This is a genomic window from Bacillus sp. OV166 (assembly GCF_900177675.1).
Taxonomy (GTDB): Bacteria; Bacillota; Bacilli; order Bacillales; family Cytobacillaceae; genus Neobacillus.
Genome location: NZ_FXWM01000001.1, coordinates 960,976 through 974,402, shown reverse-complemented (window position 1 = coordinate 974,402; position 13,427 = coordinate 960,976). Strand labels below are relative to the sequence as shown.

Here is a 13,427-nt window from a genome sequence, read left to right as displayed (position 1 = left end):
CATTTTGGAATTATATTCAAAAAAGTAAATTACCCATATATGTGAATTGTTTTTTCGTTCTTAAATTAATCTGCTCCGTTACTTCAATAAGAAAAAGCCGCCAAATGGCAGCTGAATCTTCAACTCTTGCACCCGTTAGTGCAATAAAGTCGGTGTCTAACATTTACCGTTCAATGGGGATTGGGATTTCCCCATTCCTCATTTTTTTTATTTTGAAATTTGTGGTCAGCAAAATCCTTCGGTTTGCTATTGTCCGGATTAAAACGGTTCAATGGCTTTCTCGTTTTTACCTGTTTGCGGCTGATTTTCAATTCTTCTTTCTTCGGCTTCCTTGGGAATTTTTTTCAGTTGTTTATTTATTTCTTCTACTTGATTAGTAGTTATCATTTCATCCATTTTTCAAAGAGCTCAATTCATTAAAATATTTTTATAAATATAATATGCCGCAGTAACGGAAATTTTATGCCCGCTAAATTAGACAAAAGCACCCTTTAGTTGAATAACACTCTAAACAACATTTTTTATTTATTTTTATTAAGCCAAGTGATAGCAATTAAGAACATGACTATGGGTTGATTTCATTATGATAATTTAGTAAATTAAAGATGAATCAAAAATTTATAAAGAAGTTAATAATTAAGAATAAAATTGTCTGAGAAAGACGTAAGCTAATTTTATCATTAATGAACAATGCTTCTTAAAAACCCCCAAAATCCAATTGGAGTGTGTCGGAAAATTAATTCCGTTACTAATTATCGTTGAATTGTCAATGAAAACTGTATAAGAGTAGATCGTTCCCGTCTCTTTACTTTAAGAGGCGGGATTTTTTTATTAAAAAGAAAAGGAGAAATAACATATGAAAATGACAAAATCAATTGCAAACGTGCTACTATTGATAACTGCTACACTTTGGGGTTCTGGGTTTGTTTTAACAAAAATAGCTCTAGATGCAAATGCGTCTGCGGGATTCATAAATTTTTTCCGAGGCTTTCTCTTTGTTGTTTTGGTACTTATGTTTTTTTATAAAAAGATATTCAAAATGACCCTTAAGGACTTTAAAATTGGGCTAATTGCGGGATTGCTTAATTTTGGCGGATATATTACACAGACTATTGGTGTTCAGTACACGACTCCATCTAATAACGCCTTTATTTCAGCAACATATGTGGTAATTATACCTTTCTTGGCTTGGGCTATATATCAAAAGAAACTCCCAGTAAAAAGCTTTGTTTCCATTGCCTTTTGTTTACTTGGAATGACTATTTTAACTGGAATATTAAACAAAACACTAACCATAAATATTGGTGACGTATATTCTTTTATTTGTGCGTTGTTTTATGCAGCATCTATTGTATATCTCAGCTATGGAGCAAGAGCAACTGATGTCAGCATTGTAGCTTTTATGCTTGCGGTTGTACAAGCATTAGGTGGGTTGTTTTTTTTCTTCTTCGTAGAGGAAGGACAGCTTACTAATATCAATTGGTCTGTTGCAATATTGCCATTGTTATATATGGGAATAATATGTTCGTTTGTTGGTCAAACTGTTCAGGTTTTAGCTCAAAAGCATACTTCCGCAACATCTGCTGGATTAATTATGATGCTTGAAGGAGTTTTTGGAAGTATTTTTTCAGTAGCGTTTGGTTTTGAATCATTTACAGTACAGTTAGTTGTTGGAGGAATGCTTATTATGCTATCGATTATTCTTATGGAAGTGAACTTTAAGCAGATATTGGTCAGAAACAAGCAACAGCTTAGTAAGCAATAATTTTAGCAATTTATAAATGAAAACAAACGACAAAATGGGTCTGCATTGTAATTCGAATGCAGACCTTTTTTGATTGCTCAAAATATAGTTCTAGGTGTATGACTGGAACTGTTCAAATACAACATCTGAATAGTCGAAAACCTAGTATACCCTTATAACCTTTTGTGAAGTGCAAGTGCTTTTCAAGAATTTCAAAGAATTTATCATCAATATTCTCCGAAAGTGAGAAATCAGTAACATTTTGCACATCATTTTCATCAAACTCAAGATTGAACTTCTCTACACTAACTTGTTTAAAACTGGCTCTTTTGAAGAAGTTGTACCATTCATTTTCAGTTAGTAATTGAGAAACTCCATAAAAATTAACGATAGCTTTCAATTCATCTTCAGAAAGTGATTTTTCAAGTACCATTTCAATTGCAAGCAAAACACCATTTGGCTTTAATACTCTTTTAAATTCAGGAATTGTTAAGGATACATCTGTAAAGGATATGACTGATTCTGAAAGAATCATATCAAATAAATCCTCATCGAAAGGAAGATTTTCAGTGCTCCCTTGCTTTACATCAATTGGCAAATGTAAGGATGAAAATCTTTGCCTAGCCTTATCCAACATGATTTTATTACAATCTAAGGAAGTAACATGACATTGGTACTGTTCTCCAATATAGGCAGAGGTTTGCCCTGTTCCACACCCAGCATCAAGAATCGACTTTGTTTCATCTATTTTTTCCCTTGATAAAATCTCTTTTGTTAGTTGAAGGCCTCCAGGATGGGCACCTCCAACTCCAAATATTGCTAAACAATCAAGATAAGTGTAATTCAAATTCAGTCTCATCCTTTTTTAGAAATTTTACATTATTTTATGAGAATGAAATAAATTTGTTGCCGATACTTTTATAAACATTACTCAACTTTTAAAGGCCTATGAAGGGGGAAAATAGGAACCTTTTAAGGATGCTAAGAAGGTAATGAAAAAGGTTTCGGAACGATTATATGATAAGCGCATAATGTATTTTAAACAAAATGTGTAGTAGGGGTGCTGATATGGGCGTGATTAGAACAGATAAGTGGTTGCACGATTCATTTCATAAACCAATTGAAATATGTGAAAAGTTAACAGTTCACTTTGAGGGTGCTCTAGCTTCCGAAATCTACGATTACTTAACTCTACATGGAATGTATCATCCTTTTGGGAACGGAAACGAGGTAGTGAAAAAATTACAAAAAAATAAAGTATGGGAAATTGTACAAGAAGAAAGTCTACAACTTCAAAAAGTGTGGGAAGGGCCAAATATCCCTATCTTTGTTTTTCCATCAGATAAGGACAATCGAAAATTAACACAGGACTTTAACGGAAAATCAGGTTTGGCCTTTAAGGATAAACTACTTTTATTTATTTCAGAGGATAACACGGAAAAGGAAATAAGGGCATTGTTTACACATGAGTATAACCATATTTGTCGGTTATCCAAGTTTCAAAAAAACGAAGAGGATTACGTATTGCTGGACACAATCATTTTAGAAGGATTAGCTGAAAATGCAGTACGTGAAAGATTGGGTGAAGAATTCTTAGCTACTTGGACATCGTATTATACCAATGAAGAGTTAAAGAAAATGTGGAAAAACTTAGTGCTCCCAAATAAAGATGTTCCAAAAAATGACCTTAAACATCAAAACATATTGTATGGATCACGTTTTTATCCGAAAATGTTAGGGTACTGTGTTGGGCATTACTTGGTTATGAATTATATTGAAGCAACTAACAAGACAAGTAAGGATCTACTTAATATCAAAACAGATCATATTGCTCAAATAAAGTGAAAGTGTTTGATAAAACGGAAAAAAACAGACGAAAGAAATTCTCGTCCGTTTTTATTTTTATAACTACCAAAAGAATAGAGAAAGTACAGCTAATGAAGCAATAAATCCTAGCCCAATTCCAGCGCCCCAACCCCAGCCCCAACCTCCATAACCAAAACCGCCTAGGTTTCTAGGTCGTTCAATTGGTTGAAGAAAAACTCTGTTGTCGGTAACACGATGAATGATTCCCCTATGAATTCTCCCGTCGTGGGTTCTGATTTCAACAGCTCTACCTATATGTCTGTGACACAGTCCATGAAAATGTTCAACTGACATTTTTTCACCCCCATTTACTTATGACCATACGACATTATATGTATTGAAATAACTTTCGTAATGGACAAGTGTAATAGGGTTTTAGCGGAAACTTAAAATCTCCGAATTAATTTTCCGACATGCCTAAGATAGATAAAAATGATGGACATTAGGGTGAAAACATAAGATAAACCCGCTCCAGCCCAATACCATAACAGCGTCGTAGGTATTCTTCATTTTCACCAGCCCAAAATGCCATATCCTGAAATATTGCACTAAAATCCAAAAACCGTCATAACCAATGAAGAAAAAGTCCACTAAGGATTGTTTTGTCCATTCTCTATTTAATTTACTTATATCAGCACTTGTCCCATTCAGTTTTATTCTGAGTGCATATGTTATAACTACCACCGTAAGAAACATCTGCATATAGAAATACCTCCGAAGAGGCGTTTGCATGGATTGCAGACGCTTTTTTATTTTTAGAAATTGTTTAAGCAAATCGCTGATTTTGTCCTAACACCATGATGCTTGACCAAGCAACCCTTGTCTTAAGGAATATATATACATAGTAGGAGTGCTTCTCCTTCTAATAATCCAATAAATAGGTGGTGAAAAGATATGAGTGGATCATATGGATACGGCGGCGGTTACGGCGGTGGTTATGGCGGCAATACTTTTGTTTTAATCGTGGTATTGTTCATTCTGTTAATCATCGTACTGTCCAGCTGGTGCTAATGTTTAAAAAACCAAACGGTATGATTTTGGATGAGTAATATCCTATTTTAAGCAAGTATTGGAGGTGTTATAAATGGAAGAACATAGACACGGTATGGCGTTCGTCGTGGTATTGTTTATTCTCCTTATCATTGTAGGAGCTTCTTTTATGAGTGGCTACTAAATTGTCTGGAACAAAGGGCAGGTTAAGTTAATCTGTCCCTTTGTCATATAGATTCTGAAATGAATGTAGGACTTTGAATTTGAAAGAAGAAGAAAACGCAGATTCTATTAAGCAAATGATTTAAACATTGTTTCAAAGAGCCTATGGGCTCTTTTTTTTATCTGCTGTAAAAAAAAAAATCCACATTTCATTTTTTGCAAATGGTTTATTTACGAATCTCCCTCTTTATCCGCTGCAATAATAATGCCATCTGCTTCGTTAGTTAAAGAAGAATTATTATAAAAAGAGAAGCACATTTTTCGAGCGTAAGTCCTTATTTGCGATAACTGAGGAGCTTTATCATTTAATTAAACAATGTGGCAGATGTTCATATAATGACAGAAATGGCGTAAGAGGTGGGGAAATTGAAATTTAAGATAATACCATCAAAGCATGCGGAAGCAAACGAATTGTTAAAGATTCAAAAAGAAGCGTTTCATTCAGATTTAATCAAATATAAGGATTATCATACAAGTCCTGCAACTGAATCATTGGATTACTTTTTTTTTAGAATGCAAAATTCTTTGCACTATTCTATTTTCGTTGATGGCAGGCTTGCAGGCGGAATCTGTCTTGTAAAGCAAGCAAAAGATCATAATTATTTGTATCGAATTTTCCTTGGCTCTGAATTTCAAAATAAAGGATTAGGATCAAAAATTTTACAGGAGTTGGAAAGGCAATTCCCTAAAGTTAAAAAGTGGTCACTTGATACACCTAACGACAACCGTAGAAATCGCCATTTTTATGAAAAATTTGGCTATAAAAAAACAGGGGAGCAACAAGTTAACGAATACTTAACTCTTATTAATTATGAAAAGATTCTTTAACCTTTTTTAAGGCACCTTTTATAAAGATTGATATTCTCAAAAATAACAGTTTTCTCATTCACACCTCTTTGATGGATGCGGGGGTTTTTATTTGTCGTAATAATTTCGTAGTATGCATCATTTCTAAATCATTTCTATTTATAAAATGGGTATCTAAATTAGTCCCTACAAACAAAGGCTCACATAGACTAATGATGTAACAAGACAAATTCATATGGAGGTCATTTAATGATGAGAAGAAATATTGGATACGGTGGTTTTCCATCAAATATTCCACCAAATATTCCACCAAATATAATGCCTAAACAGATAGCTCCTATACAACCATTACCAGCTCAATACTGTCCGCCACAACCATGTCCACAATACTGCCCACCTCAAGTGTTTCCAGCTCAGTATGATCCACCACTTGTTTCACCAGGGCAACAATATGTTAAGACAAATTTATTTAATAAGGTAGTAACTCATGTCCATCCTTCTCACACGACAACAGTCAACAAGCATATGATTAATAATCAACACTTTTTCCCTCACACAGAATCATTTGTAAATGAATGTTGTGAAACACATACAATGTGCGGTGTACCACATAATCCTTGTTGTCCGCCAAGACCATTTGGATTCTAGTTCATTTAACCCCCCGTTTAGGGGGGTATTTTTGTTAGCATATAATAAACAATTGCATATACTTATAAACGTTCTGAGATACAAGTTTTCCTTGGGTGCCCTTTGGGTACCTTTTTTATTGAAAATAAGTCGTTCTTACATCGCAATATTGGTCAAATGCGACATAAAGGCGTCATTTCCTTCTTCAACAATCCTGCTTCGTTAGTACAGTAAGAACAGCTTCAGAAATTTGTATAAATATTAGCATCCATACATTTTCTCCTAATTAATGCCTAAGATCAATTAACATACTGCCAAAAAATACTTCAATTAATTGCCCAGAAACACTGTGGGTAAGATTTGTCTTGAAAGGGCTGAAGCAGTTGTTTCAGAGGCAGCAAAGTCATCATACCCACCCCTCCAAGTTAAGTTTATGTTTGTTAAGGTTAAAAACTATAAATACTTACTGTAGATAATGCTTCTACAAAGATAGAAAACTGACATTTTTCGTATCTGTGCATACGTTTAATACGGTGGAAAATCATACTGTATATAAGGGCAGTTAATTAATTAAGCCTATATAAGTATTTTCCCATAATCTTACTAAAAACATGCTAAAAGCAGTGTGCCTCCATTGAGAAACACACTGCTTGGCTTTTTCCTATGCGGGTTTACTGGAGTTCAAATTTGTATTCTGGTTAGATCCTTTCGGCGATATACGCTTAAGACAATCCCAATTAATATTGCATTGAGCAGCGTGGGCATTAATCCATAACTTATAAAGGGCAAGGATATGGAAATTAACGGGAAAAGACCTAGTGTCATTCCGATATTAGTCGCTAACTGTATCGTATAAAGTGCAACTGCACCGATGAGAAGAAGTTTTCCATACGAATCTTTTACTCTACTTGTGATGACAATGATTCTTACACCAAATAGGAATAGGATTAAAACAAGCATAATGGCAAAAAGCCAACCGTAATAGTAGGTTAAACTTACAAACACTAAATTAGTATGGGCCTCAGGAATAAATTCTTTGTTCATGGCGTTACCAAACCAGCCTGCTTTTAACAGCAGTTCTTTCACACGCAGGATCATAAATCCTGGTCCATCTGAATATTTTTCCGGGTTTAGATAGGCCAACAATCGATCTTTCTGATAATAGTTTAAAAACCTCCAAGAAATGAAACTCACGAACAAGAAACAACTAACTGATCCTCCCCAGATCAAAAGAACAATTTTTCGACTAAACTTGCTCCACCAAAGCATCGAAAATACTATGATGGTGTAAATGTAGGTAGTTGAAATACTTGGTACCGTAAATAGTAAAAGGAATGGCAGGAAGAACAATAGAATAAACTGCCAGAACTTCAACCTCTCATTACTAAAAAATGTTGCCCACGCCATGAAGAAGAAGGGTAGAGACATGATACTTACAATGGTTAACGGTCCAATCCTAAGAAGTGGAAGTCCATTAATCGTCGTGTTTGAAAATAGTCTTAACACCAATAGAAAGATTACTCCAATAGAATAAAATAACCATCCTTGTCTCTTTAACTTCCTATAATCCATTAGCATTATCCCTAATGTAAACGCACTGCCGATTAGAGTAATAACAACTTTATAAACTAATAAATATTCTCCCATAATGCCGATTGAAAACATCGGTAAAAAGCCGAGACCAAAGATAGTTATTAATAGAACTACGAGGATCCAATCTACTTTTGGCCGATGGAGTTTATTCAGCTGCTGGCCTAATTTAATCGGGCTTCCCATTTGCTCTACCGCTTTTTCCTCAGCCTCTGATCCTGTTAACCCCTTCTCTATCCATACATTCTTCGCTTCCTTTAAGTGATAACTCAATTCATCCGCAACATATTTCTTTGCTTCCTTCGATTTGATTTGAGCGATGACTTCATTTAAAAAGACGTATTTTTTGTTCACAACTGCATCACCTCTCAAATAATTCTTTCAATACCACTTGTTTTTTGTTTTGTTTTTTCTCTATCTTTCTCAACACTTTTCGGCCTATGTCCGTTAATTGATAATACTTCGCCTCATCTTCCGTCCAGCTTGATTGTATAGATCCGGACTGTTCTAATCGATGTAAAAAAGTGTATAAAAAACCTTCGTTGTCTTCAAATTTTCGGATACCTCTTCCCCGCAACAGCTTCGTTAATTCAAAGCCTGTTTTTTCATGAACAAGTAGCAGCATAACCGCTAGCAGAATATCTTCGTCATTTTCGGTTTGTTGATTAATTTTTTCACGGATGTTTCTTCGATGCTTCTCTGTAAAGTTCAATTGAGAAAACGCCCGTTGATCCATCGCCTTTTTTAAGTTCTTTAAACGGTCCTCCATCACTATTCCTCCAATCGTTCTTTCAGAAGTTCTTTGCACGTCTGAGCCTGGTTTTCACTGTGTTATCTCCCACTTCCGTTAATAACGCAATTTCTTTAATGGGCAGTTCCTCATAATAAAAGAGATATACCACTTCTCGATACTTAATTGGCAGCATCATGATCGCTGAAATCAATTGATCATCCTCTTGTTTTTGGATGACAGCCTGCTCAACCATTTCCTTTTTTGTCGTGTTGTTTAGCGGTTCAAACTCTGTTATGACCACGTTCTTGTTATACCAGCTTTTTAGAAAATCCTTACAATGATTGATAGCAATCCTCCACAACCATGTTCTTAACTTCGATTTGCCTCTATATGTATGAAGTCCTTTATAGCACTTAACAAATATATCCTGAGTTAGGTCTTCTGCTATGGTACGATTATTTACATATGAAAAAACAAGCTGGAGGACTTCCTGTCCATACCTATTCATAATTTCGTCTATAAGTACTTCTTTGTCTTCTGTATCTAATACTTCCAAAGTCATTTCTTCCACGTCCATCCCTCCTTCATAAACAATAGACGATGTACTCTTAGATAAGTTTTTAAAAACAGTTTTTTTTCGTAAAGGAACAACGATAGGCCCATCTCATTTAAATCGCACGGCTTTTCGTATTTTATTAGGAAAAATATGTTAATATTATTCTACTAAGTATAATCAATTAAAGGAAGCAGGTTCTTTAATCTGAGCTGGCTATTTTATAGGAGGGGATATAAATGAAAAAAACGATGATTAGTGTGCTATCTATCCTTGTTTTAAGTTTTTTACTTTGTAATGTCATTGCTGAGGCAAAAACACGAACAGGCGGGACGAGGGGGACGAGTCCTAGCTATACCAATCCGTCTACGACGACTCCGAAGACTTCGCCGTCAAAACCGAGCTCAAGCAGTACAACGAACACAACGACAAGACCGACATCTTATTCTTCACTTACGACAAAATATCCAAAATCTACACGTTATTTTTCTGGCGATGTTTTATCAAAAACGCTTGTTTTTGGAACGATTTTATTAATGTTAAACAATACAAACGATGTTGAACCTACATATGCTGATGAAGAAGGGAACGTTTATACGCTTGCTGATTTAGAAGGAATGGATGTACAAATACCAGAAGATGAACCAGTAGAAAATGATTTATATTCTGAAACGGTTAGTTTTGATGAAAATGAATCGGACATGGTAGTGCCTGAAGAAATAGAAACAGCATCTTCTTATGAAAATTTTGAAAACGAAACATACTCCGAAGAAGAAAATCACTCATTTAATTGGCTCTGGCTTATCCTCCCTGTAACTGTCGTAGTGATTGGACTATCTTTTTTACGGAGAACTAAAAAATCATAAGGGAATGAAGATGAATATTTATGTGTTGCACGCAAGTATGAATGGAACAACCGAAATATATTTGGACGTAGGATGAAAGGTGATTTTATTTGAAAAAAGTCTACATCAATATAGGCTTTTTTTCATACTATATTTTTGGGGTGAAAAAATGCCAAGAGTAAATTACCGAAGTTCAGACGTTGACTTAATGGCAAGGATGATGAGAGCAGAAGCTGAAGGTGAAGGACAACAGGGAATGTTATATGTTGGAAATGTAATTGTGAATCGTCTTGTAGCAAATTGTTTAGACTTTAAAGATATAAGATTAATTCGCCAGGTTATTTTTCAAGTACAAGGAGGAAATTATTCCTTTGAAGCTGTTCAAAAAGGGAATGTATTTTATCAAAGATCAAGAACTTCTGAAAGAAGATTAGCAAAACAGAATTTGGATTATTGGAGAGACCACCCAGCGAAATTTGCTCTTTGGTATTTTAATCCACATGCTCCATGCCCGCCAACATGGTACGGTCAACCTAAATCTGGTCAATTTAAAGAACATTGTTTTTATGAACCAAAACCTGGAACATGTGATAGTGTTTATAGTGGTTAAGCTTACTCTTTGAGTAAGCTTTTCACCTTTTCAGCACAATATCCGTTTTCGGTTGTTAAATAGGACAAGGATATTGTCCATCAGTCCAACTGGAATTTTTAAGAGTAACTTTTTTATTTTCATTTAGAGTAAATGTAGTAATATAGGTTTTATATGATTTTGAGTAAAGAAGGAGAATAAATTGACTGTAGAGAACAATAAGTACCAGGATCAATCATTGTTTAGTATCACATGGCCTCTTTTTATCGAAATATCGCTTCATATGAGTATGGGAATTGTTGCTACATTAATTTTAAGCGGATATTCAGACAACGCTGTTGCAGGAGTTGGAGTAGCCAATCAGATTCTTAATATTTTTATTTTAGTATTTAACATCACAGCCATCGGAGCGACCATCCTTATCGGTCAAAATTTAGGAGCAAACCGATTGGATCGGGCACGACGCCTTGCAAGATCTTCCTTTGGGGTGAATTTCTGGTTTGGAGTTGTGATGACCATCATTGTGGTTGCTTTTGGCGGTTTGTTTTTAAAATTTTACGGACTTAGCGGGGAAGTTTACGATTTTGCTTTCACCTTCCTTACCATCATAGGTCTATCACTTTTCCTTGAAGCCATCTCTTTAGCTTTAAGTGCTGTTTTGCGCAGCTACGGACATACAAAAGAAACCATGGTTGTTACGGTCATCATGAATGTGATTAGTATGATCGGTTCCTTTATTGCTATTAAAGGATGGTTCGGCCTTCCTGTAACAGGTGTTGCTGGGGTGGCCTATTCCATGTTTGTTGCCCGAATTTTTATCATTGTAGCACTGTTTTACTTTGTTTATAAACAACTAGCTTTAAAGTTTCATATAAAAGATATCTTTCAAATTAATAAAACCGATGTAAAGGAGCTTCTGTCCATCGGTATTCCATCTGCTGGAGAAAACCTTTCCTATCAATTTTCACAAGTGGTGATTACTAGCTTTGTCGCACTTACCGGGGATGCAGCATTAGCCGCACGGGTGTATATTTTGAATATATCGATGATTTGCTTCCTGTTTACAGTCGCAATTGCCCAAGGGACACAACTTTTGATTGCCCGCTATATTGGAGCTAAGCAATACGACAGAGCCCTGAAGAGGGGTCTTAAGACATTAAAAATTGCAGTCATTGTTTCAGCTGCAGTTTCTCTTGCTGTTGCTTTCATTGGTAAGCCCATCTTAACTATATTTACAACCGATACTAACATTATTGCTATAGCTCTTCCAGTATTGTGGGCGATTGTATTTATTGAACCTGGCCGTGCCATGAATATCGTTCTTATGGGTTCTTTAAAATCAGTAGGTGATGTACGGTTCCCAGTTGTCATCGGTGTGATCTGCATGTGGGGCATTGCCGTAGTATTTAGTTACTTTTTCGGAATTACACTTGGTTTAGGGCTACTAGGAATTTGGCTGGCCCAAGGAATCGATGAATGTATCCGAGGATTTTTCGCCTTGAACCGGTGGGTCTCCAAACCTTGGTTAAAGAAAAAAATTGCCGACCAGAAAGTATCGCCAAGCGTGTCTTAGATTACAAGGTTACTTCGCTAACCATGCTGCCAAAATGGCGGCTTTTTTTATACGAATGGGACAGGTAGTCGGGTAATCATCATCATATCTGTATATAAATTCTTCTCAATGATAATCGGCTTGCATCAAGGGATGGGATACTTTTGAAAAACACACCATATCTTAATTAATATCAAAAGGTTTCTTGAAAAGGAGTAATACGCATGCTGCGGATTAAATTTATGATTAAACAATTCCTAAATGAGCCCATCCTGGCGATCTATTTGCGAAGAGTCTATTCGACTCATCCTTACCATTCCCTCTAGTTACAAGTGGATGGTATATTTTCAATTGAATTGGATGGTTAACAATTGACCCAGGTGAGATATTATTATATAAACTAATAACAAATTAAAGCTTTAACGGAGATGATGGAAAATGACCTGGGCTGTAATTTCGATAATTCTTTTAAGTATTGTAAAAATATTAATGACCTGTCTTCCAACTGGTCCTGTGGAATGGCTTATTAGGAAATTTGAAATTCATTCAAAACTTAGTGAACCGAATGTATCCGTAACAATTGACGGAAAACTCTTAGAAGGTAAAGACAAAATTCAAGTTATTCATTCCTTTAACGAAGCAACATTTTTAAAGCAGCATTATATATTTCCAGGGACCGAGGAATTATATTTGCATCCAGAGAACAGTGAGACTCCATTAGTCATTGATACAAAAAGAGGCAAAAAAGATGTTAGGTTATTTGTTTTTAGCTATAACGATCGCATTGATGTAGTCAAACAGTACAAGAAGAAAGTAGTTGCGTATAGTCTTCTTTCAGATCACCTCCAAAAAAGTTCTTTGGCCGTACAGGGGATTTAGTTTAATAGATCAGAATAAAGACGGTTTCAACTATTCGTGAAAAGTTGTACTTAAACTATCGTAGTGCGATTGTTAACTAGAAAACACCTATACCTATCCCCAGCTTTTCTAAAAATTGAATAATAATTTTACTCTGAAATGAAAATGAACACGGGAGCCTTATGCCTGTGTTCATTTTTGTTTCTCTCTTAGGTCATCAAGGTCAAGAACCTCTTTTCTCTAACTCTCCTTCACCATTTAAAATATAGAGTAATAAAAAGAACCCTGATGAACGATATCAGGGTCTCTTGAAAAGTATTTAATCAAACGTTTGGTTAGTTTCTCAGCCCATGTATACCAAGGGTTGTCCGATTTAATTAACCGTTTAGTTGGTTTTTTCTCCACTCTTTATATGATCATGCCAATCTTTGACTTACAATCCTATATTTCT

Annotated in this window: 16 protein-coding genes and 1 pseudogene; 10 read left to right on the top strand and 7 right to left on the bottom strand. The window is 35.3% G+C overall.

All coding sequences use genetic code 11. From position 1 onward, the window contains the following. Positions 1-258: 258 nt before the first annotated feature. Positions 259-396, bottom strand: coding sequence for a hypothetical protein (locus tag CCK98_RS35130; RefSeq protein ID WP_179195714.1), 138 nt, complete (start codon positions 394-396; stop codon positions 259-261). A 460-nt stretch (positions 397-856) separates the two neighbouring features. Here CCK98_RS35130 and CCK98_RS04555 point away from each other — a divergent pair, with 460 nt between their 5' ends. Then, entirely contained in the window at positions 857-1,765 is a 909-nt protein-coding gene (locus tag CCK98_RS04555) for a DMT family transporter (RefSeq protein WP_088085486.1), read from the top strand. 112 nt (positions 1,766-1,877) lie between these two features. On the opposite strand, the gene CCK98_RS04550 is transcribed toward CCK98_RS04555, so the two are convergent. Next, entirely contained in the window at positions 1,878-2,591 is a 714-nt protein-coding gene (locus tag CCK98_RS04550; protein ID WP_088085485.1) for a class I SAM-dependent methyltransferase, read from the bottom strand. Between the two features lie 221 nt (positions 2,592-2,812). Between CCK98_RS04550 and CCK98_RS04545 the strand changes: the two genes are divergently transcribed. Then, complete coding sequence (locus CCK98_RS04545) at positions 2,813-3,589, top strand: DUF2268 domain-containing protein (protein WP_088085484.1); 777 nt, start codon at positions 2,813-2,815, stop codon at positions 3,587-3,589. A gap of 63 nt (positions 3,590-3,652) precedes the next feature. Here CCK98_RS04545 and CCK98_RS04540 read toward each other — a convergent pair whose 3' ends face one another. Continuing rightward, positions 3,653-3,904, bottom strand: a complete 252-nt coding sequence (locus CCK98_RS04540; RefSeq protein ID WP_088085483.1) for a hypothetical protein — start codon at positions 3,902-3,904, stop codon at positions 3,653-3,655. Positions 3,905-4,027: 123 nt separating this feature from the next. Then, the gene (locus tag CCK98_RS04535) at positions 4,028-4,312 is read right to left on the bottom strand and encodes a hypothetical protein (RefSeq protein ID WP_088085482.1); all 285 of its coding nucleotides are present in this window, start codon (positions 4,310-4,312) and stop codon (positions 4,028-4,030) included. A gap of 192 nt (positions 4,313-4,504) precedes the next feature. Here CCK98_RS04535 and CCK98_RS04530 point away from each other — a divergent pair, with 192 nt between their 5' ends. The 4 genes from CCK98_RS04530 (at position 4,505) to CCK98_RS04515 (ending at position 6,277) form a co-directional block, all read left to right on the top strand. After that, positions 4,505-4,621 (top strand): YjcZ family sporulation protein, encoded by a 117-nt coding sequence (locus CCK98_RS04530; protein ID WP_088085481.1) that lies wholly within the window; start codon positions 4,505-4,507, stop codon positions 4,619-4,621. 73 nt (positions 4,622-4,694) lie between these two features. Continuing rightward, on the top strand, positions 4,695-4,784 hold the full coding sequence (locus CCK98_RS04525) for a YjcZ family sporulation protein (protein ID WP_088085480.1): 90 nt from the start codon (positions 4,695-4,697) through the stop codon (positions 4,782-4,784). 404 nt (positions 4,785-5,188) lie between these two features. Continuing rightward, a complete protein-coding gene (locus CCK98_RS04520) occupies positions 5,189-5,650 on the top strand; it encodes a GNAT family N-acetyltransferase (RefSeq protein ID WP_179195712.1) in 462 nt (153 codons plus the stop codon). A 228-nt stretch (positions 5,651-5,878) separates the two neighbouring features. Next, positions 5,879-6,277 (top strand): CotD family spore coat protein, encoded by a 399-nt coding sequence (locus tag CCK98_RS04515; protein ID WP_373408480.1) that lies wholly within the window; start codon positions 5,879-5,881, stop codon positions 6,275-6,277. Between the two features lie 660 nt (positions 6,278-6,937). Here CCK98_RS04515 and CCK98_RS04510 read toward each other — a convergent pair. The 3 genes and pseudogenes from CCK98_RS04510 to CCK98_RS04500 all read right to left on the bottom strand — a co-directional run bounded on the left by CCK98_RS04510 (position 6,938) and on the right by CCK98_RS04500 (position 9,150). Further along, a complete protein-coding gene (locus CCK98_RS04510) occupies positions 6,938-8,200 on the bottom strand; it encodes an FtsW/RodA/SpoVE family cell cycle protein (RefSeq protein WP_088085478.1) in 1,263 nt (420 codons plus the stop codon). Between the two features lie 7 nt (positions 8,201-8,207). Continuing rightward, positions 8,208-8,615, bottom strand: a complete 408-nt coding sequence (locus CCK98_RS04505) for a PadR family transcriptional regulator (RefSeq protein WP_088085477.1) — start codon at positions 8,613-8,615, stop codon at positions 8,208-8,210. Between the two features lie 2 nt (positions 8,616-8,617). After that, a pseudogene (locus CCK98_RS04500) lies at positions 8,618-9,150 on the bottom strand (sigma-70 family RNA polymerase sigma factor). A gap of 221 nt (positions 9,151-9,371) precedes the next feature. Between CCK98_RS04500 and CCK98_RS04495 the strand changes: the two are divergent. From CCK98_RS04495 to CCK98_RS04480, 4 genes are all read left to right on the top strand, one after another. Next, entirely contained in the window at positions 9,372-9,998 is a 627-nt protein-coding gene (locus tag CCK98_RS04495; RefSeq protein WP_088085475.1) for a hypothetical protein, read from the top strand. 148 nt (positions 9,999-10,146) lie between these two features. Continuing rightward, a complete protein-coding gene (locus CCK98_RS04490; protein WP_088085474.1) occupies positions 10,147-10,587 on the top strand; it encodes a cell wall hydrolase in 441 nt (146 codons plus the stop codon). A gap of 181 nt (positions 10,588-10,768) precedes the next feature. Continuing rightward, complete coding sequence (locus CCK98_RS04485) at positions 10,769-12,139, top strand: MATE family efflux transporter (RefSeq protein ID WP_088085473.1); 1,371 nt, start codon at positions 10,769-10,771, stop codon at positions 12,137-12,139. A 417-nt stretch (positions 12,140-12,556) separates the two neighbouring features. Further along, entirely contained in the window at positions 12,557-12,997 is a 441-nt protein-coding gene (locus CCK98_RS04480) for a YfmQ family protein (protein ID WP_088085472.1), read from the top strand. Positions 12,998-13,427: the final 430 nt, after the last annotated feature.

Excerpts from the sequence above, each read along its gene's own strand:
- CCK98_RS35130 (WP_179195714.1), bottom strand. The coding sequence starts at position 396 with ATGGATGAAATGATAACTACTAATCAAGTAGAAGAAATAAATAAACAA.
- CCK98_RS04555 (WP_088085486.1), top strand. The coding sequence starts at position 857 with ATGAAAATGACAAAATCAATTGCAAACGTGCTACTATTGATAACTGCT.
- CCK98_RS04545 (WP_088085484.1), top strand. The coding sequence starts at position 2,813 with ATGGGCGTGATTAGAACAGATAAGTGGTTGCACGATTCATTTCATAAA.
- CCK98_RS04540 (WP_088085483.1), bottom strand. The coding sequence starts at position 3,904 with ATGTCAGTTGAACATTTTCATGGACTGTGTCACAGACATATAGGTAGA.
- CCK98_RS04535 (WP_088085482.1), bottom strand. The coding sequence starts at position 4,312 with ATGCAGATGTTTCTTACGGTGGTAGTTATAACATATGCACTCAGAATA.
- CCK98_RS04530 (WP_088085481.1), top strand. The coding sequence starts at position 4,505 with ATGAGTGGATCATATGGATACGGCGGCGGTTACGGCGGTGGTTATGGC.
- CCK98_RS04525 (WP_088085480.1), top strand. The coding sequence starts at position 4,695 with ATGGAAGAACATAGACACGGTATGGCGTTCGTCGTGGTATTGTTTATT.
- CCK98_RS04515 (WP_373408480.1), top strand. The coding sequence starts at position 5,879 with ATGATGAGAAGAAATATTGGATACGGTGGTTTTCCATCAAATATTCCA.
- CCK98_RS04505 (WP_088085477.1), bottom strand. The coding sequence starts at position 8,615 with ATGGAGGACCGTTTAAAGAACTTAAAAAAGGCGATGGATCAACGGGCG.
- CCK98_RS04495 (WP_088085475.1), top strand. The coding sequence starts at position 9,372 with ATGAAAAAAACGATGATTAGTGTGCTATCTATCCTTGTTTTAAGTTTT.
- CCK98_RS04490 (WP_088085474.1), top strand. The coding sequence starts at position 10,147 with ATGCCAAGAGTAAATTACCGAAGTTCAGACGTTGACTTAATGGCAAGG.
- CCK98_RS04480 (WP_088085472.1), top strand. The coding sequence starts at position 12,557 with ATGACCTGGGCTGTAATTTCGATAATTCTTTTAAGTATTGTAAAAATA.